Annotated in this window: 21 protein-coding genes, 8 tRNA genes and 4 pseudogenes; 15 read left to right on the top strand and 18 right to left on the bottom strand. The window is 25.4% G+C overall.

What is annotated here, in order from left to right; all coding sequences use genetic code 4:
* Window positions 1-71: 71 nt before the first annotated feature.
* From M0D11_RS00295 to M0D11_RS00285, 3 genes and pseudogenes are all read left to right on the top strand, one after another.
* Window positions 72-521 (top strand): annotated as a pseudogene (locus tag M0D11_RS00295) (transposase); the annotation flags it as partial.
* A 301-nt stretch (window positions 522-822) separates the two neighbouring features.
* Window positions 823-1,443, top strand: coding sequence for an IS1595 family transposase (locus M0D11_RS00290; RefSeq protein WP_252318985.1), 621 nt, complete (start codon window positions 823-825; stop codon window positions 1,441-1,443).
* 209 nt (window positions 1,444-1,652) lie between these two features.
* Window positions 1,653-2,456: pseudogene (locus M0D11_RS00285) on the top strand (IS256 family transposase); the annotation flags it as partial.
* Between the two features lie 52 nt (window positions 2,457-2,508).
* Here M0D11_RS00285 and M0D11_RS00280 read toward each other — a convergent pair.
* The 3 genes from M0D11_RS00280 to M0D11_RS00270 all read right to left on the bottom strand — a co-directional run bounded on the left by M0D11_RS00280 (window position 2,509) and on the right by M0D11_RS00270 (window position 5,657).
* Entirely contained in the window at window positions 2,509-3,480 is a 972-nt protein-coding gene (locus tag M0D11_RS00280; RefSeq protein ID WP_252318981.1) for a 3'-5' exoribonuclease YhaM family protein, read from the bottom strand.
* Between the two features lie 14 nt (window positions 3,481-3,494).
* A complete protein-coding gene (locus tag M0D11_RS00275; protein ID WP_252318980.1) occupies window positions 3,495-5,177 on the bottom strand; it encodes a phospho-sugar mutase in 1,683 nt (560 codons plus the stop codon).
* Between the two features lie 168 nt (window positions 5,178-5,345).
* Window positions 5,346-5,657, bottom strand: a complete 312-nt coding sequence (locus M0D11_RS00270; protein ID WP_252318979.1) for a hypothetical protein — start codon at window positions 5,655-5,657, stop codon at window positions 5,346-5,348.
* 915 nt (window positions 5,658-6,572) lie between these two features.
* On the opposite strand from M0D11_RS00270, the gene M0D11_RS00265 reads away from it, so the two are divergent.
* Together M0D11_RS00265 and M0D11_RS00260 are read left to right on the top strand one after the other, a co-directional pair.
* Window positions 6,573-6,800, top strand: a complete 228-nt coding sequence (locus M0D11_RS00265) for a hypothetical protein (protein WP_174481002.1) — start codon at window positions 6,573-6,575, stop codon at window positions 6,798-6,800.
* Window positions 6,800-6,997, top strand: coding sequence for a hypothetical protein (locus M0D11_RS00260; RefSeq protein WP_252318972.1), 198 nt, complete (start codon window positions 6,800-6,802; stop codon window positions 6,995-6,997). The genes M0D11_RS00265 and M0D11_RS00260 overlap by 1 nt, the downstream gene beginning before the upstream one ends.
* A 53-nt stretch (window positions 6,998-7,050) precedes the next feature.
* On the opposite strand, the gene M0D11_RS00255 is transcribed toward M0D11_RS00260, so the two are convergent.
* The 4 genes from M0D11_RS00255 to M0D11_RS00245 all read right to left on the bottom strand — a co-directional run bounded on the left by M0D11_RS00255 (window position 7,051) and on the right by M0D11_RS00245 (window position 9,452).
* Window positions 7,051-7,124, bottom strand: a tRNA-Gly gene (locus M0D11_RS00255).
* Window positions 7,125-7,203: 79 nt separating this feature from the next.
* Window positions 7,204-7,662 carry a hypothetical protein gene (locus M0D11_RS00250; protein ID WP_252318969.1) on the bottom strand — a complete coding sequence of 153 codons (459 nt, stop codon included), beginning with the start codon at window positions 7,660-7,662 and terminating at the stop codon, window positions 7,204-7,206.
* Window positions 7,663-7,773: 111 nt separating this feature from the next.
* Window positions 7,774-7,902: a hypothetical protein gene (locus M0D11_RS06540; protein WP_256468305.1), complete on the bottom strand. Its 129-nt coding sequence runs from the start codon at window positions 7,900-7,902 to the stop codon at window positions 7,774-7,776.
* A gap of 5 nt (window positions 7,903-7,907) precedes the next feature.
* On the bottom strand, window positions 7,908-9,452 hold the full coding sequence (locus M0D11_RS00245; protein ID WP_252318968.1) for a sodium-dependent transporter: 1,545 nt from the start codon (window positions 9,450-9,452) through the stop codon (window positions 7,908-7,910).
* A 486-nt stretch (window positions 9,453-9,938) separates the two neighbouring features.
* Between M0D11_RS00245 and M0D11_RS00240 the strand changes: the two genes are divergently transcribed.
* The 4 genes from M0D11_RS00240 (at window position 9,939) to M0D11_RS00225 (ending at window position 12,301) form a co-directional block, all read left to right on the top strand.
* Complete coding sequence (locus M0D11_RS00240; protein ID WP_252318967.1) at window positions 9,939-10,511, top strand: hypothetical protein; 573 nt, start codon at window positions 9,939-9,941, stop codon at window positions 10,509-10,511.
* A gap of 56 nt (window positions 10,512-10,567) precedes the next feature.
* Window positions 10,568-10,840 (top strand): hypothetical protein, encoded by a 273-nt coding sequence (locus tag M0D11_RS00235; protein ID WP_252318966.1) that lies wholly within the window; start codon window positions 10,568-10,570, stop codon window positions 10,838-10,840.
* A gap of 223 nt (window positions 10,841-11,063) precedes the next feature.
* Window positions 11,064-11,786, top strand: a complete 723-nt coding sequence (locus M0D11_RS00230; protein WP_308699589.1) for an IS3 family transposase — start codon at window positions 11,064-11,066, stop codon at window positions 11,784-11,786.
* A 206-nt stretch (window positions 11,787-11,992) separates the two neighbouring features.
* Window positions 11,993-12,301: a hypothetical protein gene (locus M0D11_RS00225; protein WP_252318957.1), complete on the top strand. Its 309-nt coding sequence runs from the start codon at window positions 11,993-11,995 to the stop codon at window positions 12,299-12,301.
* Between the two features lie 73 nt (window positions 12,302-12,374).
* Here M0D11_RS00225 and M0D11_RS00220 read toward each other — a convergent pair.
* The 7 genes from M0D11_RS00220 to M0D11_RS00190 all read right to left on the bottom strand — a co-directional run bounded on the left by M0D11_RS00220 (window position 12,375) and on the right by M0D11_RS00190 (window position 13,046).
* Window positions 12,375-12,456 (bottom strand) — tRNA-Leu (locus M0D11_RS00220).
* A 64-nt stretch (window positions 12,457-12,520) separates the two neighbouring features.
* Window positions 12,521-12,608, bottom strand: a tRNA-Leu gene (locus tag M0D11_RS00215).
* A gap of 6 nt (window positions 12,609-12,614) precedes the next feature.
* Window positions 12,615-12,689, bottom strand: a tRNA-Lys gene (locus M0D11_RS00210).
* Between the two features lie 16 nt (window positions 12,690-12,705).
* A tRNA-Gln gene (locus M0D11_RS00205) sits at window positions 12,706-12,780 on the bottom strand.
* A 10-nt stretch (window positions 12,781-12,790) separates the two neighbouring features.
* Window positions 12,791-12,875, bottom strand: a tRNA-Tyr gene (locus tag M0D11_RS00200).
* Window positions 12,876-12,886: 11 nt separating this feature from the next.
* Window positions 12,887-12,963 (bottom strand) — tRNA-Thr (locus M0D11_RS00195).
* A 7-nt stretch (window positions 12,964-12,970) separates the two neighbouring features.
* Window positions 12,971-13,046: transfer RNA gene (locus tag M0D11_RS00190), tRNA-Val, on the bottom strand.
* Window positions 13,047-13,329: 283 nt separating this feature from the next.
* Between M0D11_RS00190 and M0D11_RS00185 the strand changes: the two genes are divergently transcribed.
* The 5 genes from M0D11_RS00185 to M0D11_RS00165 all read left to right on the top strand — a co-directional run bounded on the left by M0D11_RS00185 (window position 13,330) and on the right by M0D11_RS00165 (window position 16,407).
* Entirely contained in the window at window positions 13,330-13,758 is a 429-nt protein-coding gene (locus tag M0D11_RS00185) for a hypothetical protein (RefSeq protein ID WP_252318956.1), read from the top strand.
* 118 nt (window positions 13,759-13,876) lie between these two features.
* On the top strand, window positions 13,877-14,194 hold the full coding sequence (locus M0D11_RS00180; protein ID WP_252318954.1) for a hypothetical protein: 318 nt from the start codon (window positions 13,877-13,879) through the stop codon (window positions 14,192-14,194).
* Between the two features lie 9 nt (window positions 14,195-14,203).
* Complete coding sequence (locus M0D11_RS00175) at window positions 14,204-14,830, top strand: cysteine hydrolase family protein (RefSeq protein WP_252318952.1); 627 nt, start codon at window positions 14,204-14,206, stop codon at window positions 14,828-14,830.
* 309 nt (window positions 14,831-15,139) lie between these two features.
* Window positions 15,140-15,760 carry an IS1595 family transposase gene (locus M0D11_RS00170; RefSeq protein ID WP_252318950.1) on the top strand — a complete coding sequence of 207 codons (621 nt, stop codon included), beginning with the start codon at window positions 15,140-15,142 and terminating at the stop codon, window positions 15,758-15,760.
* Between the two features lie 212 nt (window positions 15,761-15,972).
* Complete coding sequence (locus M0D11_RS00165) at window positions 15,973-16,407, top strand: hypothetical protein (protein WP_252318948.1); 435 nt, start codon at window positions 15,973-15,975, stop codon at window positions 16,405-16,407.
* A gap of 160 nt (window positions 16,408-16,567) precedes the next feature.
* Here the strand turns inward: M0D11_RS00165 and M0D11_RS00160 are convergent, their stop codons facing one another.
* From M0D11_RS00160 to M0D11_RS00140, 4 genes and pseudogenes are all read right to left on the bottom strand, one after another.
* On the bottom strand, window positions 16,568-17,878 hold the full coding sequence (locus tag M0D11_RS00160; protein WP_252318946.1) for a glucose-6-phosphate isomerase: 1,311 nt from the start codon (window positions 17,876-17,878) through the stop codon (window positions 16,568-16,570).
* Window positions 17,879-18,048: 170 nt separating this feature from the next.
* Window positions 18,049-18,426 (bottom strand): S1 RNA-binding domain-containing protein, encoded by a 378-nt coding sequence (locus tag M0D11_RS00155; protein ID WP_252318945.1) that lies wholly within the window; start codon window positions 18,424-18,426, stop codon window positions 18,049-18,051.
* Between the two features lie 321 nt (window positions 18,427-18,747).
* Window positions 18,748-20,530: pseudogene (locus M0D11_RS00150) on the bottom strand (oleate hydratase).
* Window positions 20,531-20,704: 174 nt separating this feature from the next.
* A pseudogene (locus tag M0D11_RS00140) lies at window positions 20,705-21,156 on the bottom strand (transposase); the annotation flags it as partial.
* Window positions 21,157-21,529: 373 nt separating this feature from the next.
* Here M0D11_RS00140 and M0D11_RS00135 point away from each other — a divergent pair.
* On the top strand, window positions 21,530-21,991 hold the full coding sequence (locus M0D11_RS00135) for a hypothetical protein (RefSeq protein WP_252318927.1): 462 nt from the start codon (window positions 21,530-21,532) through the stop codon (window positions 21,989-21,991).
* Window positions 21,992-22,152: the final 161 nt, after the last annotated feature.

The raw sequence follows: 22,152 nt of genomic DNA, 5'->3' as shown, positions 1-22,152 counted from the left end.
ACTTACAAAAATAACTATGTTTAATTAGTTCTAGTAAATATAATTAAATGACTAGAAAGAGTGAGTTACAGATGGCTAAAAAAGATAACTTTAATAATAATGATCCAATATCAAAAGCAGTAGATTTATTATTAGAAAATACTGAAGATTTAACAACAGTTTTTAAAGAGGGAGGATTATATAAAGAATTAACAAAAAGATTAGTAGAAAAGATGTTGAATTCTGAAATGCAAAATTATTTAGGACATGAAAGAAATCAACGTAGTAATAGTGATAATATTCGTAATGGTACAACTTCAAAAAAATTAATAACTCAACAAGGTAAAATTGAAATTGATGTACCAAGGGATCGCAATAGTGATTTTACTCCTGTAATAGTTGCAAAAAGACAAAGAAGATTTGATGGTTTTGATCAACAAGTTCTTTCATTATATGCAAAAGGAATGACTTTATCAGATATTAGAATGCAATTACAAGAGTTATATCATGGTGCAGATATTAGTGAAAGTGTTATTAGTCAAGGCTTTTCTCCCTTTATGTACTATTTTTAAATTTTATCACATAAATGCTGAGAAAAGCCTATCTACGGACTTCTCCCCACATGTACTTGTGGAGGAAACAATGAAATTGAATGAGTTCAACAATACTTTTCAAACAGAACAAGATTGTTTGAAATATATAGTAAGTTTGAAGGAAAATAAATGTATCAGGTGTTATTGAACAAATTTGAATACTTCTGATTTAAGAAGAATAAGATGTTTGAAATGTCATCAAACATTTAGTATTCTTCATGGCACCATTTTTTACAAGTCACAAATACCTTTGAAATCTTGGTTTTATCTCATCTTTAGATGAATAAACACCAAACATGGAATTCCATCAACTGATGTTGCAAAAGAATTGGGGGTAACTTTGAAAACTGCTTGAAGAATGGTTCATAAAATCAGAACTTGTATTGCCAAACAAGAATCACAATTTATTGTTGAGGGCATAGTGCAAATGGATGAAATGTATCTTTCACATATGGGTTTTAAAAAACAAGGAAGATCCTTGGTGAATAAAACCTTGATTGTTGGTATTTATGAAAAAACAACCAATAAATTAATTGTGAAAGTATTGAAAAATGCAAAAAGTAAAAATCTTTTGCAGTTTGCAAGAAACCACATTTCTTCAAAGTGTCATGTACATACTGATTTTTGAAAAGGATATTGCGATTTTAAATCGGTTTTCACTAAGCATGAAACAGTCAATCATCAAGATAGCTATGTTTCAAAAACTGGTGTAAATACCAACCAAATTGAATCAGTTTGAAAACATATAAGAAGAACATTTAAAACACATATCAAAGTTGCAAAACATCATGTTCATTTATATGCAAAAGAAGCTGCATATAAATTCAATAAGATACCTAGTTTTGAAATTGTAATGCTATGTTTGATTTAAAAATGTGGGGAGAAGTCCGTAGATAGGCTTTTCTCAGCATTTATGTGATAAAATTTAAAAATAGTACATAAAGGGAGAAAAGCCTTTACAAATTAAAATTTAGAAAAAAAGTATGAAAGTGGTCCAGTAATTAGGGCCAACCACCTACATTCAGGTTTTTTAAATTAATGGTCTAGTAAAAAGGGCTAAGTGCCAAGTGCCAAGTGCCAAGTGTTATTAGTCAAATTACTGATGATGTTATTGATGATGTAAAAGCATGGCAAAATCGACCATTAGATAGTGTTTATCCGATTGTTTATTTTGATTGTATAGTAGTTAAAGTACGACAAGATAAACGGATTATTAATAAATCAGTTTATATAGCTTTAGGAGTTGATTTAGAAGGCAAAAAAGATGTTTTAGGTTTATGAATTAGTGAAAATGAAGGCGCTAAATTTTGACTAGCTAATTTTACAGAAATGAAAAATCGAGGCTTAAATGATATTCTTATTGCTTGTAGTGATAATTTAACAGGAATGTCAGAAGCAATACAATCAGTTTATCCTAAAACAGAACATCAATTATGCATTGTTCATCAAATCAGAAATAGTTTAAAATATGTCTCATATAAGCATAGAAAATCACTAGTTGCAGATTTAAAACCAATTTATACTGCGTGTAGTGAAGAACAAGCAATGCAAGCTTTAGAATCATTTGAAAATAAATGAAATAAACAATATCCTCAAATTGCTAAATCTTGATATAAAAATTGAGATAATTTAATGGTTTTTATTAGTTATCCAGCAGAAATCAAAAGAGTGATTTATACAACAAATGCTATTGAATCTGTTAATAGTCAATTACGAAAAGTCATCAGAAATAAAAAAGTTTTTCCTAATGATATGGCAGTTTTCAAAATATTTTACTTAGCAATTGAAAATATAATAAAAAAATGAACAATGCCCATTCAAAATTGAAATACAGCAATTGCTCATTTTATGATAAAATTTGAAGACAGAATTAATCTGAACTAGTAACTTTGTAAAAGAAAGAAACACAGATTATTAAAAAGCCTCTTTTTATTATTTAAACTTTTTTATTTTTTTCTTTTAAATTTTGATGTTTATAGAACATTCTATTTTCAATACTTGCAATACGAGCAGTTGATTCACCAACATTAATATTAACCAATGCTTCATCAATTGCATAGATCTTTGCATCTAAGTTATCTAAATGATGTAAAATTTCAGCTTCTATTGTTTTTGGTAAGACAGGTGAACCATATTCATATTTACCATGACTAGCTAATATTAGATGCTGTAATAAAACTACGATTTCTTCTTCTAAGTTAATATTTAATTCCTTACAAGCGAGTGTAACTTGCATTGCGCCTAATGAAATATGACCAATCATTTTACCTGATAGTGTATATGAACTAATAGGATTATTATTTAATTCAACCATTTTTCCATAATCATGCATAATGATTCCTGCATATAATAGTTCACTATTAATATTACGATCATTATAAAGTGCTACTACTTGTTTTGCCATTCTTAACATTGTTACTGAGTGTCATAATAAACCGCTTTGAACAGCATGATGCATTTTAACTGCTGCTGGTCACTTCTTATAATCATCAATATTTTTTTTATTAAAACATTGGATTAATACTTTTTTTAAAATTGGATTTTTAAATTCCTTTATTGTTTGACTAATTTCAGTTCATGCTTCAATAATATTAATTGGTGCTTGTGTAAGTAATAAATCATAATATTCACTAGGATTAGTAATAATAGTTCAATTATTAATTTTTAGTTGTATTTCATTATTATAATTAATGCTATTTGCTTCAATTTTAATTACTTGTCCTATTGTTAATTGTTCAATAGTTTCTTTGCTTACGTCTCAAATTCTTGCTGAAATTGTCCCAGTTTTATCTTGTAATTGTAAGTTTAAATAATTAGTATTGTTAGAAGCAACACCTTGAATTACTCGATTAATAATTACTACTAAACTTAAAACATTATTAGGTTTAATATCTTTAATTACAGTCATTTTTTAGTTCCTTTCTATCATTTTATATCTTTGATATTTAGATATTTGATAGCTAATTCTTCATACATTTTTCTCATTTTTAATTGTGCATCATTAATGGTTTTATCAACACAAACAAAATAGAATTTAATTTTTGGCTCAGTTCCACTAGGTCTAACAGCAAATCATGAACCATCACTGAAGTAAAATTTTAGTAAATTTTGCGATGGCATTCCATGTAAACCAGTTTGATAATCTTCAACTTTAATTGTTTTAATATTATTAAGTGTTGGTATTTTACTAGTTCTTAATGTTTCTAACATATTATTAATAGTATTTTGTCCTGTTTTGCCTTTTAAAATAAGATTAACAGTATAACAGTAATAATATCCAAATTTTTGATAAATATTTTCTAAAACATCAACTAATGTTTTTTGTGACTTTTGATAATATCAAGCCGCTTCTGCTGCTACTATTGCTGATTGAATACCATCTTTGTCACGAGTAATATTTTTAATAACATAACCATATGCTTCTTCAAAACCAAAAACAAAGTTAATGTTACGTGCTTTTTCTTTTAGCATTTCTGCACCAATTCATTTAAAACCAGTTAACGTTTTAATAACTTGACATCCATATGATTTAGCAATCATATCAGATAAATTTGAAGTAACAAATGTATTGTACATAACAGGATTTTTTGGCATTGTTTTATTAAGTTGATAATGGCTTAATAAATATTCTAATAAAATTGGTGCTGTTTCATTACCTGTTAATAATACATAATCATTATTATGTTTTACAGCAATACCAATGCGATCAGCATCAGGATCATTTAAAATAATTAATGGTGCATCATGTTTTTTAGCATGTTTAATTGCTAAATCAAATGTTGGTTTTACTTCGGGATTGGGCGACACTACACCTTTAAAATCAGGATCATAGTTAGCTTGCTCTGTTACTAAAATAATTTCATAACCGCATTGTTCTAAAATTGGTTTAACTCATTCACGACTAGTACCGTGTAGATTAGAAAATACAATTTTAAAGTTACGATTTTTAACTTGTGGATAAAACTGTAAATTTTTAATATCGTCACGATAATTATCTTCTACTGTTGAAGGCACTTCTTTAATTAGGTTAGTATCATAATCGAATGTTAATTGAAAATCATCAGGCAATTGTTCCATTTTATTGCTAATTATATTGGTAACATTAGGAAGAAATTGACAGCCATATTGATCATAAATTTTATAACCATTATATTCAGGAGGATTATGACTGGCTGTAATAACAATTCCAGCAAGAGCATTAACTTTTCTAATACTATATGAAAGTACTGGTGTTGGTCTTAAATCATTATTTTTAAATAAAAAAACAGGAATTTTATGTTTAGCTAAAGTTTTTGCTGTTAACATTGTAAATTCTGCTGAAAAGTGACGATTATCATGAGCAATAATAACACCACGAAGTAAGTCTTTTTCAGAAAAGGCAGATTTTAAATATTGAATAAATGCGACAGTTGCCTTCATAATAATAATTTCATTAATTCTGCCGGTACCAACTCCAGTAATACCACGCATGCCAGCTGTACCAAATTCTAAAGTTGTAGTAAAAGCATCTTCAATTTCACTTTTAGACATTGTAGTTAATTGTTTTTTTAAGTGTTGCGGTAAGTTTTGCTTTTTTCAAATCTCATATGTTTTTAGTACATTCATTATTATTTCTCCTTTATAATAAAAAATTAAGTTTATAGGTAAATCATACTATAAAATAAGAAGAAAATAAGTTTTAGTAGTTAATCTAAACATAAACTTTGAATTAAATAATAAAAAATAAAATTATTAAAAATTTCAATTTCAATCTTTAATAATTTTATTTTATTTTTATATTGATTGTGAATTGGTTTTATTTAGAATTGTTGTTGGTTGTTTGTCATTTTTAATAGAATTTATTGCTTTAATGTTTATTTTTTTATTTGGTTCTGAACTTTTAATTAGTTTATATAATGGTACTTGTTTGTTATCTTTATTAAGATACTGATCACTAGTAATAGTACCAACAAGTTTTTCATTATTATTTAGTAATATTTCAGCAAGAGATGTTGTTATTGGTAATTGTGGTTTAATTTTTCTTGAATTTGTTGTTGTTTTTTCTTTTTCTGTTATAAGATTTTCTGATTTTTTACTATATAGCACTTCTAAATATCTCCTTTTTCAAATTAAAAACCTATTTACTTTAAAATAAAAGTAAATAGGTAAAAACTTATATTAATTTTAGGAAAATTATATCATAGTATCTATATTAAATATAGATATTTTTCATTTATTTTTGTATTAGATAACTATTGTTTAATTAGAAATAGTTACCTCCTTAGAAGTTTTATAATTGAATTGTTTATAAAAAATACATGTATATGAAATTAAATATTAATACTTATATAAGTGTTAATTATAATTTTCATCAAAAGTATTATTTTTTATGTTATTATATATTCATAATTTAATAACTGTTCAGTCTTAATATAGATATATCTCTATGTTAGGATTTTTATTAAATTAAAGTTTTAAAGAAAAGGAAAAAAGATTAAAAGAAATTCCTAAAGATAAAACTAAAACAAATTAATTAAAGTAGCAGTAAGCAATAGAACAGTTCTTGCTTATGCTTGAGACCCCAGATTAGTCAATAAGAAACATTGTGAGGTTGAGTTACAAATTATGAAACAAATGATTATTTTTGTTTCTATTGTTACACCTGACTATGTAGAGATGAAAAGATTAGTTAAAAAAATGACAAAAACAAGTGAGTGATTTAATAAATAAAACTGAAGTTCCAATCAGTGAATATAAAAAATTTTGTTTTAAAAACAATTTCAGGACAATTATAAATAAAGATTACAAATGTAATCTTTATTTATCTCTTTATATTAATTTTAAGTTATTAATTTTTTTTATTGATTTTACTTGGAATTTCTTGTAAATGAGTTACAATTGTATTAAAGTTTTAAAGGAACTTTGGAACAAAATATTTTGGTTTTTTTATAGACCTCGTTTAAATTTTTGTATTTAAATTAGGTTTTTTGTTTTATTATATCGTTTAAAGGAGTGAGAAATATGAAATCACAATTTTATAGAGATGGAATAATTTATTATGCAATGAATTTAGAAAAGTGAGCAAATGTTGAAAATAAAACTTACTTTATAAAATATCATGATGTGATTTTAAAATTAACTGATATCATTAATTGTTATGATTTAAAAAATATTTCTGAAGTAAAAGTTTATAAGTTCTTAGCAGATGCTTTTAATAGTCGAATTTTAAAAGAAGTAGGGGATAACTAATGAAAATTAATTTAGAAGAATGCACAAATAATAAAATAAAATATTTAGAATCAATACCAGAAAGAACTAATGGAATGTCTTTAGTTATGTATCCAGTAAATTCATGAGCAGAAATAGTTAATAAATGTGCTTGCAATAATTCTAGTGATGAAGAAACAGCAGCAGTACTACAAACTAAAAAAGGTCCTAAAATATAAACCATTATAAAATAAAAAAAGGCGTATTAATTACGGCTTTTATTTTTTTATAATGGAGCGGGTGATGGGAATCGAACCCACGTCTTCAGCTTGGAAGGCTGTAATAATACCATTATACGACACCCGCAGTTATGTTAACCACCATGTATTTATATCATATTACTAAAATTAAAGTCAACTACTTTTGATAAACAAGTTAAAAAAAATTATTTTTTAATCTTTTTTTCAATATGTTTATTTTTTTTCTTTTTAAATAAAAGAAGTTTTTCTTTAAAGAAATAAGAAACAATGACAAAAATAATTGAAGCTATAGCAAAAAAATGAGCAATTAATCATATAATTCAGAATTTATTAATATTTAAACTAAAAAGAAAAGTTGTGCACAATATTGTGATAATTAGTGACAATGTTAAAAATACTAATAAAATTTGTTTTTTATTAGTAACTCATATTGGCATAATAAAAATAAATAGAATTATACTAGTAATTGGTCAAATCATAATTTGAATTGAAGTATTCATAATTTTGGCAACAAATGAGTTTTGAGATTTAGGAAAAAAATTATTAGTCATAAACATTAATCAAACTAAAAATAAAAATAAAGAAGCAATTGTTAAAGTTATTTTGCTAATTAATAAAATTTGTTTTAATTTATTTTTTTCCATTTCACTCACCATTTAATAATAAGTTTTGTAATCTGGCATCAAAATGCCAGATTACAAAAAAACCTAATTATAATACTTTATCATAAGTATACTAAAATATTTTAAAAAATATTATTCTTTGTTTTTTTCTTTTCTTTTTTGTTTTTTATGACTCTTAAAATCCATTATGACAAAGAAAATAAAAAGACCAATAATACTTACTAAAGAAATTACCATTAAAATAATTGCTCCAATATCCATGTTTTTTAACCTCTTTCAGTTTTTGTTTTTATTTTAAATAATTTATTAAAACCATTATGAATATTTTTATGATAAGTTAAGATAAAAGTTAAAAGTAAAACTAACCCAACACCAAGTGTTAGACCAACTGTACCATAAACAAAATTAGCATTGATAATATTAATAATAAAATCATAGATACCAGTAGCAATATTAATTAAAATTAAAATTGGTGCGATAATTAAAATTACTATTTTATATCCTTTTGTTCATTTCATTCATGAATTTTCATTATTATATAATTTTAATGTATCATATAGTTTTCAGCCATATGGACTAATACCAATTAATAAAATAAACCCAATTATTAGTAGTCAAATTTGTGCTACTCAGATTGCTAGCCCATTAAACAGCGCTGGTGAATTACTAAAGGTGAATAATACTGATACTGCCATTGCTCCTAATAATGATATTGCTAATGCTTGTTTGCGCTTTAAATGAATTTCATATTCTAGACCATTTACCATTGATTCAACTTGACCAATTAGTGAGGACATACCCGCAAAGAAAAGTGTAACAAAAAATAATATTGCTAAAATATTTCCTAAAATAGGAACTTGATTATTAATAATAGCAAATAATTGTGGTATTACTTGGAAAATCAAAGCAGGTCCTGCTTGAAATACATCTTTAATATCAGTTTTACCTTGATTTTGAGCAATTGCACCTATTGAATTAAAAACAATAATTGTTGTTAATATACCAATAACGCTAGTACCAAAGGCTACTACAAAAGCTTGATTAGTACTATCTTGTTTTTCGGGAGCATGAGCTGCATAAATATAAATGGTTCCTGTACATGTTGATAACATAAAGAATGATTGACCAAAAGCATCTTTTCATAATCCAGGATTTAATAATTCTTTAGCATCTAAATCAAACATTACATTTAATCCAAGTTTAGCACCTGATAATGTACTAGTATAAATTGCTAAAATAATAATCATTAAAAATAAAAATGGAATCATAATTTTATTGGCTTTTTCAATTCCTTTTTCAACACCACCTAGTAGAATGATACCCAAAATAATTCAGACACCAATTGTTGCAAGTAAAATCATTCAATTTAAGTTACCTAGGCTATTTAAATTGCTAATATCTTGATCATTTGTTTGTTGTAAAATATTATGATAAAAATAAGAACCTTTATTTAAATTAGAAGTAAAACTAATAATAATATTAATTAAAGTTCATCCTACTAAAACACTATAATAAGTACTTAGTAAAATAACGGTTGTTGAATGCAATCAAGAGAAAAAAGCACCCTTTTTACCTCCAACCTCACTAAAAAATTCAATATGATTTTTTCGATATTTATTACCAATTGTCATTTCAATAAATAAAACTGGTATTGCACAAATTACCATACATATTAAAAAAGGGATTAGAAAAGCACCATGATGGTTATACATTTGAGTTGGAAATCCTCAAATACCACCTAATCCTACTGCCGAACCCATTACTGAAAGTAAGAATCCTAATTTTGAGATATTTAAGCGTTGTTTTTTCATATTAATAAATGACCTCCTTTATAAGAGTTAATTATACAAAAAAAATATTTTATTAAAACCAATTTCAGTAAATAAAATTTTGCGATGTTATTTATTAATAATGTGTATTGGAAAATATATAGAAAATCAAAATTTTATTTTATTTAATAAAATGATATTATTACAAATAAATAATAAGAAAAAACAAGGTTTTTAAGTAAATTTTAAAAAAGTAATATTAAAAAATAAAACTCCTCCTTATATAAGGAAATAATAAAAATTTATTTTTAATATTATTAATTTAATTATTTAAGTTATTAAAATTATTTTTCATAATTTCAATATTAATGATTATATTACTTTCATTTATTTAATATAGGGTTATAATACAACAAGTAATAAATAAAGACTAGAGTTTAGCTCATATTTAAGGATTGTAATTCTTAATATGGGTGTTTTTATATTAATTTTATTACTTTAAATTATTTTTTAGAAAGGATGAAAAATATGGATTCATCACCAGCAAGAAGTTATTCTTCTACAGAACAATTATTATTAAATGATTTAATATCAACTAATAATAGAAATAGGGTAGTACCTACTATAAGAGATGTGTTACTTACTCTTGGTAATTGAATGGTAACTGGGGGTAACTATTTATTATATCAAGATGGAGTATTATCACTAGCACCAGCATTATGTTTTATGGGGGAAGGAGCAATTAATTCAAAAATTTCGTTAACTAATTTAATATTAAGATATTGAAATATTAATAATGTAAGGATTAATAATTTATTAACAGTAGAAAGTTTTGCAACAGCACCATTATTACCACTAGCAGTAGCTTTACTTAACTGACCAACACCCAATCCAGATACATTACCTGTTACATATGCTTTTATTACAGCAGCAGCTTCAAGTTTAAATCATATAGTGACAATTAGTAAAAAAATATCAGAATGTTGTGCACCTAATAATGAAGAAAATGCAATAAATCAACAACGTAATATATGACAAAAAATAGGTAATACAGCTGCAAGTTTATTAGCACCAATAACTTGAACATCTAGAATAAAGTAGACACAGAATTGTAACCTTTGTGTTAAAAATACTTTAAGGAAGGTGTTCATTTTTTTATGGCTAAATGATTATCAAAAGAAGAAAAGTTAAAAATAATAAAAATAAGTAAAATTAAAACAATTGATAAAACCGCATTAGAGTATGGTATTGGTCGATCATCAATAAAAGAATGAATTAAAGCATATAAATTATTAGGTGAAAAAGGTTTAGAATATGGCAATGGAATTCGTGCTAAAAAAACCAAAAGAACAGGTCGACCCAAATCTTTAAATTTTAATGACATGACAAAACAAGAATTAATTGAATATATGAGGCAATGAATGATATAAAAAGTATTTAGAAAAATCGACAAAAAAGAAGAAATATTTTGTGATTTTCTCCTTGAAGAAAAAATATCAGATTAGTTATTTATGTTGATTGCTAAATGTTTCAAAATCAGGATATTATAAGTGAATTAAGAATGGAATGAATGAATTTAATAAATGAGATACATTTTTGGCTAATCATAATTAAAAAATTTTTTATGAATTTCAAGAAATTTATGGTTATAAAATGATAACTTTATGAATTAATAAAATTTATAATTTAAAATTAAAATTTCATGTTGTATATAGATATATGAGAAATATGGGTTTAAAAGCTAAAGTTCGCATAAAGAAATTTGATTATAGAACTAAATCAGGAAGTTTAAGATATGATAATTTATTAAAACGTGATTTTTCAACCACTGATTTAAATCAAAAATTAGGTACTGATATAACTTATTTATTAACTAATGGTAAAACATATTATTTATCAATTGTTAAAGATTTTCATAATAATGAAATATTAGATTATAAAATAAGCTCAAGTTTAGATATGACATTTGTTGTCCAAAATATTATTCAAGCTTGAGTTAATGCTCAAAAACCTAATTCATGAATTTTGCAATCAGATCAAGGATTTCACTATACAAATCCTTCATATAAAACTTTATGTGATGAATTAAAAATAAAAATTTCAATGTCTAGAAGAGGTAATTCTTGTGATAATGGTGCTACTGAATCTTGATTTGGAACAATGAAAACAGAATTTTTATATCAAATTCCAAGAAAAAATAGAACTATTGAATGAATACAAGACAACTTACCTAAATATATTTACTTTTATAATAACCATCGACCTCAAATCAAATTAAAAGGAATGAGTCCAATCGAATATCGATTAGCTCATTCCAAATTAACAAATAATTACTTCATACCTATAAATTTAACACTTACAAATACTATTTTATAAAATTTAATAAAAGGTTACTTTTATTGTCCACTTTTCTTGACAAGTTCAAACTATTGCTAGTGCAATTACTGGTGTTAGTCTTTTTGCATATCATGAATTAAGTAATCCAAATAATTCAACCATTTTATAAAAAAAGATCAACGGCTTTTTGAGAAACAATAGCTGGTCTTGCAATAGTTGGTACTGGTTTATTAGTAAATACTGGAATGGAATTATATGAAAATTGATGTGCGGATGTTAATGATTTTGATGAGGAAGATAATTATGAAAATATTTCTAGCAGTACATCTTCACCATCATCATCAAGTTCTGAAGATAGTGATGATAATAATCCATTATTAAATAAACCTTTTAATCCAGAAAAAATTAATAATGGAGAGGAAACACAATCAGTCATGTCAACTTCTCATGTTGTTGAAATAGCTGATCCTAAACCACTTAATACAGCAGCATTAAATTCTGAAGAACGTTTGCCTGTTAAACAACAATCTTTAGAACGTCGATTATCAGTTTAATAATATTTAATATTATAAAAATAAAAAGGTATTCTTAAAAGAATACCTTTTTATACTAGTAATTTAATATTAGTGGTGCCCAGAGCGGGACTCGAACCCGCATGATTTCTCGGTAGATTTTGAGTCTACTGCGTCTGCCATTTCGCCATCTGGGCAAAATTAGTTTACTTGCTTATAAAAAATGAGGAATACTTCCTCGTCATTAATAAATATATAAAATGGTGCCCAGAGCGAGACTCGAACTCGCACAACCTGTAAAAGTCATCGGATCTTAAGCCCGACGTGTCTGCCATTTCACCACCTGGGCATCAAATGGTGTCCCCGGCAAGGATCGAACTTGCGACACCTCGGTTAAAAGCCGAGTGCTCTACCGCTGAGCTACGAGGACAAATTAATAAAATATATGGCTGAGGTGGTTGGATTTGAACCAACGCATGACGGCGTCAAAGGCCGTTGCCTTACCGCTTGGCTACACCCCAATAAGTAATATGGTGGAGGGGGAGGGAGTCGAACCCCCGAACTCGAAGAGATCTGGTTTACAGCCAGGTGCAGTTGGCCACTTTGCTACCCCTCCATAAATAATAATGGTGCTGATGACAGGAATCGAACCTGCAACCTACGGTTTACAAAACCGTTGCTCTGCCGGATTGAGCCACATCAGCAGGTAAATGGTGGAGTATGACGGACTTGAACCGCCGACCTATTGCTTGTAAGGCAATTGCTCTCCCAGCTGAGCTAATACTCCTTATTTATTGTTTTATTAGAATTATTTATTCTTAAAAAACCTTAATCATTATAATAGATATTTTTCACATTTACAATTATTTTTTAAAGATAATGTAAAATTATTTTATTTTTAATTATTTTTTAAAAGAAAAGTTAAAAGAAAAAACCAAAAAAAATAATTTTATGTTAAATATTACTATTTTATACCTATTTTCAGTTTTATATATTTTAAATATAATATTTTTTTAAAGTTTGCTAAAATTTTTTTGAGCCATATTTATATTAAAAGAAAGGGAAAATTTATGCAAAAAATTTGAAAAAAATTATCAAAGTTAGATAAAATTAGCATTTACGTATTTATAACTATGTTAATAGTAATGATTTTAGGATTAATTTTAATTGGAACAGTATCTTGAACAGTTAAACCTCTAGGAGCTAAAGCGGCTGAAAGTCATGATGGGTTTTGAATTTTAAGAAATTCTCATCCTTGAACTATTGGAGATTTTATTAAGGGTAGTATAACTAATTTTGGTGTTACTATGTCATTAACTGATTTTTTTGATAAATTAAAAATTGCAGTTGCTGCATTAGGTGGAACTGCAACTTTAACAGGTACAGCAGCACAGTTGCAAATAGGATTAATCTTAGCGGTTATTGCTACTCCAATCTTATTTTTTACAAGTCTTATTATTTTTGGATACAGTTGTTATTTAAAAGTAGTAAAAAAATAAAAATAGCAATTTATTAATTTTAAAAAATTCTTATTTTTCACATTAAAGTAAGAATTTTTTTATTTATTTTATAGCAGTAATATAATAATGATATAATTTAAAAAAATAGGTGATAATAATGATAACTAAAAATTGATGAAAAAAATTACCTCTTGATGAAAAAATAATTACTATTTTATTTTTTTCTGGTTTTATATTTTTGTTATTAGGGTTAATTATGTTATTAAGTATTAAAATAGAAAACATTTTTAATGGATTTAATTTTATTTATATAAATGGTGTAATTGATAGTTTAACCTATCAAAGTAGTCAGGGAATAACAATAGATATTTTCTTTTTAAAAGTAGGAATTATTTTTACTATTTTCTTAATGCCAATTTGTTCTGGCTGTAGTATAATTTGATTTATTATTAAACGATTAATTTTTAAAAAATAGAGGTGAATAATGAAAAATAATGATTCATTTATTGAAATTATAAATAAAACTTTGGATAAAACAGTTAATTTAAATTTTAAAACTTTAAAAGGTCATAATATTATATTTATTGTTGATATGGTTAATGGCTTTGCTAAAAAAGGAAATTTATTTTCACCCAATATTAATTCAATTATTAAACCAATTAAAAATTTATTAGCAAAAGTAAATACTAATGAAACTAAAGTTATTGCTTTTAATGATGCTCATAATGAACATAGTCCCGAATTTCATACTTTTCCTAGTCATTGTTTGGAAAATACTATTGAATCAGAGTTAGTAGAAGAATTAAAATTTGACAATATTAAGATTATTAAAAAAAATAGTACTAATGGTTTTTTTGCTTTTGATTTTAAGCCAAATTTACAATGGGATAACATTATTATTGTTGGTTGTTGTACTGATATTTGTATTTATCAATTTGCTATTAGTTGTAAAACTTGATTTAATCAGCACAATAAAGAAGTAAATGTTATTGTTCCAATGACAATGACAAATACTTATGATCAACCAGAGCATCCAGCTCATATTTTAAATCAATATGCATGATATTCAATGCTTAAAAATGGCATTACTATTGTTAAGGATGTTATTTAATTAAAGTAGAATTTTAAATAAAATAAATTTATATAAATAATAAATTTTATACATATTATTTAATAATTTTTATCGGACTTCTCCCCACATGTACTTGTGGAGGAAACAATGAAATTGAATGAGTTCAACAATACTTTTCAAACAGAACAAGATTGTTTGAAATATATAGTAAGTTTGAAGGAAAATAAATGTATCAGGTGTTATTGAACAAATTTGAATACTTCTGATTTAAGAAGAATAAGATGTTTGAAATGTCATCAAACATTTAGTATTCTTCATGGCACCATTTTTTACAAGTCACAAATACCTTTGAAATCTTGGTTTTATCTCATCTTTAGATGAATAAACACCAAACATGGAATTCCATCAACTGATGTTGCAAAAGAATTGGGGGTAACTTTGAAAACTGCTTGAAGAATGGGTCATAAAATCAGAACTTGTATTGCCAAACAAGAATCACAATTTATTGTTGAGGGCATAGTGCAAATGGATGAAATGTATCTTTCACATATGGGTTTTAAAAAACAAGGAAGATCCTTGGTGAATAAAACCTTGATTGTTGGTATTTATGAAAAAACAACCAATAAATTAATTGTGAAAGTATTGAAAAATGCAAAAAGTAAAAATCTTTTGCAGTTTGCAAGAAACCACATTTCTTCAAAGTGTCATGTACATACTGATTTTTGAAAAGGATATTGCGATTTTAAATCGGTTTTCACTAAGCATGAAACAGTCAATCATCAAGATAGCTATGTTTCAAAAACTGGTGTAAATACCAACCAAATTGAATCAGTTTGAAAACATATAAGAAGAACATTTAAAACACATATCAAAGTTGCAAAACATCATGTTCATTTATATGCAAAAGAAGCTGCATATAAATTCAATAAGATACCTAGTTTTGAAATTGTAATGCTATGTTTGATTTAAAAATGTGGGGAGAAGTCCGTAGATAGGCTTTTCTCAGCATTTATGTGATAAAATTTAAAAATAGTACATAAAGGGAGAAAAGCCATTTTTATATTTAGAATAGAAATTATGATAAAATAATAAAATAATTTAATAAATGTTTATACCTAATATAGAAATTATTCTATATTAGGTTTTATTAAATTAAAATATTAGAAAAGGAAGATTAAAAGATGGCTAGTAAAGTAATTCAATCAGAAAGCGAGTATCAAGAATTTGAAAATCAGCAATTAATAATAAATATTTTTGAAAAATTTGAATTTAATTTAAATTTTAGAAATATGAGTTATGAAGATTTATCAATATTAAATATAAAATTATTAAATAATGAATTTAATGATGTTTATCAAGAGATTATTAAGAATAATGAAATAAATGAAAAATTATCTTTCATTTTTATTGAATGTATTAATCAAGGTTTTTCTGAAGAAAAAGCACAATATTCTATTCAAGAGCAAATAACTAAGCATATAGTAGAAAGTTTTTTAATTAAAGAACAAGAACAAAAAATGGTAAATGAAATAAATCAATTTGATTTTATAAATGCACCATCAACTAGCACTGGTATATATCATTTACCATCATTTAAAATACAACTTAACTTATAATTACATTTATTTAGATTATTATTTACAAAAAAATGTCATAATATAATATTGTAAATTAATAAGTGAAGAACAACTAAGTAAGTTATATAAAAACCATTCTTTTCAGAATGGTTTTTATATAACTATATTTTAATGTTTTATTAAATTTATTATTAGGAAATTATTTTTTACCTAATAATGTAAACATTTTCTTTTTGTATACTTCAACACCAGGTTGGTTAAATGGGTCAACACCTAATAATTTTGCACTAACAGCACAAGCCTTCATAAAGAAATAACTAGCATAACCAAACATTTTGCCATCCATTGTATCCCATTCTAATAAAATATTTGGTGTTTTTCCTACTATTTCATCACTATGAGCTTCAATAGTTCCTTGTAAGGCAATATTATTAATTTCATGTAAAGAATGTTTTGTTAAATAGTTTAATTGATCATTGTTTTCTTTATCAAGTGGAATTTTGATATCTTCATTAGGTTTTTTGATTTTTATTACTGTTTCAAAAAACATTTTTGAACCTTCTTGAATAAATTGGCCCATTGAATGTAAATCAGTTGAAAAAACAACACTAGCTGGTAATAATCCTTTGCCATCCTTACCTTCTGACTCACCAAATAATTGTTTTCATCATTCACATAACATTTGCATTTGTAATTCATAGCTTACTAAAATTTCAACTGCTTTATTATTAGTTTTATGTAAATGATAGCGAGAAACTGCATATAAATAGGCATCATTAACATCAATTTTATCACTTTTACATTCTTTTGCTGCTAATTGCGCACCAGCAATAATTTCTTCACAGTTAATTCCTGCTACCATCATCGGAAAAATACCAACAGGAGTTAAAACAGAGTATCTACCACCGATATTATCGGGAATAACAAAGCTTTCATATCCTTCTTCTTTTGCCAAATCATGGAGTACTCCTCTTGTTTTATCAGTAGTAGCGATAATTCTGTTATTAACAATATTCTTATTTTTCTTTTGTTTAATTAATAGTTCTTTTAACAAACGAAAGGCAATTGCTGGTTCAGTAGTAGTTCCTGATTTAGAAATAACATTAATGGCAAATTCTTTATCTTTTAAATATGATAAAACTTGGTGAACATAAGTTGAACTCATGGTATTACCCATATAAATTACTTTAACAGGAGCCGTATTATTAAATAAACCTTGCACCATATCAATTCCTGCTCTAGCACCTAAGTATGATCCACCAATACCAATTACTACTAAAACTTGTATTTCTTTTTGTAGTTTCAATGCTAGAGTTTTCATTCGTTTTCAAGACTCTTGAAAAGTAATGTCTTTTTGGTATGCAAATGGAAAATCAATTCATCCTAATCAACCATCTTCATTTTTAGCATTACTTTCCAGTTCAGCGTTAATCACCGTTACTTTTTCTTGATATAAAGTTGATAATTCTTTCATATCTAAATTAGTAAACTTTAAATTAGTTTTTATCACTATTCTATAACCTCCTTATAGTATTTAAAATTAAAATATTAATTCGTAATAATACTATTTAATATTTATAATAAAAATATAGTTGTAAAAATTTTAGATTGCAAGAAAAAAATAAAAAATATTGCCATTAAATAGCAATATTTTTTATTATTTGGAAGAAAAATAGTATTTTAATTATTTTCTTCTTTTTTAAATCAATTATCAACAGTTTCTCTTATTGGTGCAAATCCTTTACCATTTTCTTCAATTGAAGAATTATTTTTTGCAACTAATCCTTGTTCTTTTGTACTTAAACTTAATTGTTGTTTAGTATGATCAATACCTGTTATTTCTGCTTTAACTGATGTACCAATTGTAAAATAATCACTAACATTTTTAACAAATTTAGGGGTAATACGACTAATGTGAATTAAACCAGAAAATCCATTTGGACACTTACAAAAAACTCCAAATTCCTTTATTCCAGTTGGAGTTACGGTAATAATGTCACCAACTTGAAATTGTTGAACATTTGATTCATTTTCTTCATTTTTAATAATTGTACTCATAATAAGTTAATTCCTCTTTCTTTTGTATAATTTAATAATACATAAAAATATTATAACATTATATTTAATCTTGAAGTTAAAATTAATAATATTAATTTTATGAATTTTTAAACATTAGAATGAGAAATTATTAATTGATTTTAAATTTAAAGATTATTAAAATATTAAATTTGTTAGCAATTTCTTTATTTTTAAAGAAATGAATGTTACTTGTAACAATATTACTAATTTTTTTTAATATTTTTCTTTATTTTATACTTAAAATGGTAAGTTAATATAGATATTTTATTTTATAAATATTATTAAAAATATTAGGATTTATTATAATAATCCTGATTTTTCAAGTAATTCTTCTAGAAAAGTTCCCTTGATTTTTTTTAATGCACCTCTACGGAAAATTTTTAAGATGAGAGGAACTTGTATATCATTAATTTTTTTCTTATCTCATAAAATATGAGTTGAATTCAATAGTACTCTAATATCATATGCTGAAGCAAAAACTTCTGGTATTCCTCTATCAACCTTTAATAATTTATAGACAGCTTCCATAGCAGTTCTCACTGAATATTCGGTTGTAAAAACTGTATCATCTTCAGTTTCACTAAAATTACCAATAAATGCTAAATTTTTTGAACCTTCCGGAACTACTAAAGGACGATCACCAATTTCTCTTGGCATAAAGTATGAAGTAATAAATGGCATATAAACCGGTACCACATTACATGAGTTTTTAGCAAGTTGAAAGATTTCTTCTTCAGGAACGCCAATATGATATAATCACTCTTGAGCTATTTCCATGCCAGAACATTCAGTAATACTTTTTTTAATATAATCTCCTTCTTTATTTGAAAGTAATCCATAGATTCAAACAACTAATTGATCATCTGATTGGCTTTTAAAGTGTGGTTGACGATTTAAGGTATAACTTAAAATTCAACTTGAATCGATAGCAGTAACAATTCCACCAGTTACAACTTTTTTAGCATATGGATCTCTTTTGCTGATTTTTTCAATATAAGGTGCTATTTTTTTATCTAGAGTTGTTAATGTTGCTGAGATAAATCAACTTTCTTTTGGTAAATTTGCATAAAATTTTTCTGGTTTTTCAAAATCTTTACTTTGCTTTGCCAAATTTTCTCATAATTCTCAACTTCCACCTAATTGGAGTTGTTCACTAATTGGTGCTGGAGTATTATGATCACCATATGTTGTACTTTCAGTAATACTGCCATTAGTTACAAAAACGAAATCGTTTTCTTTTAATATTATTTGTTGTTCTTTATTCTTTTTTTGAAAAATGATTTTTTTTGCAATTTTTTCTTTATTTTCATTTTCTGAAATTATAATATTTTTTACTATTGTTTCATAGTGAAAAACAACACCTTGTTCTTCTAAGTGAGAAATTAATGGTAAAACAAGTGATTCGTATTGATTGTATTTTGTAAATTTAAGTGCTGATAAATCTGGTAATCCACCAAGATGATGAATGAATCTCATAATATATCTTCTCATTTCCATAGCACTATGTCATTTTTCAAAAGCAAACATTGATGATCAATATCATCAAAAATTTGATTTAAAAAAATCTTCTGGAAATACTTCTTCGATTGTTTTATTATTTAGATTTACTTCTTTTGTTAAAAATAATTCAATTATTTTTTTTACAAGCCTCTTCATTCAAAGTAAACTTACTATCATCTTCTGTTCTTTTCCCTTGTTGATGAATAAGTCGACACTTAGAATAATTTGGATCTTCTTTATTTAATCAGTAAAATTCATCTAAAACTGAAGCCCCTTCAATTTCTAAAGATGGAATAGAGCGAAATAAATCTCATAGACATTCAAAATGGTTTTCCATTTCTCGTCCACCACGACTAATGAAGCCCTTATCTGGATTTAAAATCCCATCTAAACTACCACCAGCAATACTTAATTCTTCAAAAATATGGATATTTTCTGGATTCATTTTTGCATCTCTGATTAAAAATGTAGCAGCGGCTAAAGAAGCTAATCCTGGTCCTACTAAAAATGCTTTTTTATCTTCTATTTCTTGTGCTGGTTTAGGTTGTGCAAATGCTTCATAATTTCCATTGCTTTTATACATATAATTTGTACCTCCTATTTGTTATTTTTTATTTTTTTGTTAATCATTTAAATTTTGTTTAATTTTATTAGTAATAAAATGAGCTAACTGCATACCAATTACTTTTGATGGTATTTCAGTTGGATGAACAGTATCGACAAAAAAAGTAGTTATTAACTGTATCTAAGAACCTGTTTAGGATCTTTTTAATAAAATTGAAATAAAGGAAAGAACAACCATTTGTAAGCTAGTATTTAATTTTCTTTCACAATTTTTTCATAATCTTCTGCATTTTTCTAATCATGCAAAACTTCTTGTTCTATAATCATTCCTTTGGCACAATACAAAAGAGAATGTAATTCATTACGTTTGATAATCTCCAATACTTACTCATGATTGTTTTGATTTTAAAAGCAAATTTTTCTACCAGTATAACCAGCATCTACTAGTATTTTTTGAACTTTAGATAAATTTTCTTTTTCATTTTCAATCATTATTATAGCACTGTTACGATCTGTTTTTTCTGCTGTGGTTATGTAAATTGCATGTGGTAAGCCTTGAGAATCAACAGCAATATGACGCTTTATTCCTGAAATTTTTTTACCAGCATCATAACCTTTATTTTTAGCAGTATCTGTGTTCTTAACACGGGCGCATTGCAAACTTGGATACGATTTAATAAAAACTTAAATGAGAGATAAAACTCTCATTTTTAATTGTTAAACAATTATAATTAATTATTTTATTAAACCAGCACTTTATTAAAGTAATTAATTATTACATAACTAAATAAAAAATTATTAGGCTATTGTGCTGGAATATAACCAATAGTAATTTTTGTGTTGCTCTTTAAAAATTTAAGATTTTTTTCTCCCCCTCCCTCCAGACCTCCTACCCCCAAGGCTTTTGCTACCTACAGTAGCAATAAGCCTATACGTAGAGTAGTAGAGTATTTAGTTAGTAGTATATAAGCCTTTTATCACTGTAGGTGATAAGGCTTATACGTAGAAAGGATTCGTAATGATTAATGTTAATTTAGATATTAAAAATAAAGTAAGAGAAACAACTAAAGGTATGTTATTAGAAATTGGTGAATATGAAACATGATTTCCAATTAAAGATACTATTATTAATCAAAATAATAAAAAAATAACATTAAAAATAATTGAAGATTTTAATTATAAATTAGGTAAAAAATCAATTACAAAAGATATTGAAAGTATTAAAGGTAGTGAAATTTTAAAATATATAAAAAATATTTCAGATATTACTACAAATGAAAATAAATTAATATCTTGTGAATTTTATGAACAATATAATGGTTATTATATTTTTACAAATGATAAAAATCAAGAATGTTTTAAATATAACATTACATGAGAAAAAGATATGAAAAGTTTTAAAATAAATAATCCATATAAAGATAATGATTTAGTAATAAAATTATATTGTTACACCAATGAAAGATATAAATACTCATAATGAAAAAATATTTTATTTAAAGTATTAAAGGAAATTAATATGTTATTAAATGTTGAAAAAATAGAATTAATTAAAAATTTATGTAATGAAAAATTACTTAAAAATAAAAAATATATTGAAATACAAGAAATATTAAAAATTATAGAAAGAGAGAATTAATT

The sequence above is a fragment of the Spiroplasma endosymbiont of Lariophagus distinguendus genome (assembly GCF_023846195.1).
Taxonomy (GTDB): Bacteria; Bacillota_I; Bacilli_A; order Mycoplasmatales; family VBWQ01; genus Spiroplasma_E.
This window is presented reverse-complemented; position numbering and strand designations above follow the sequence as displayed.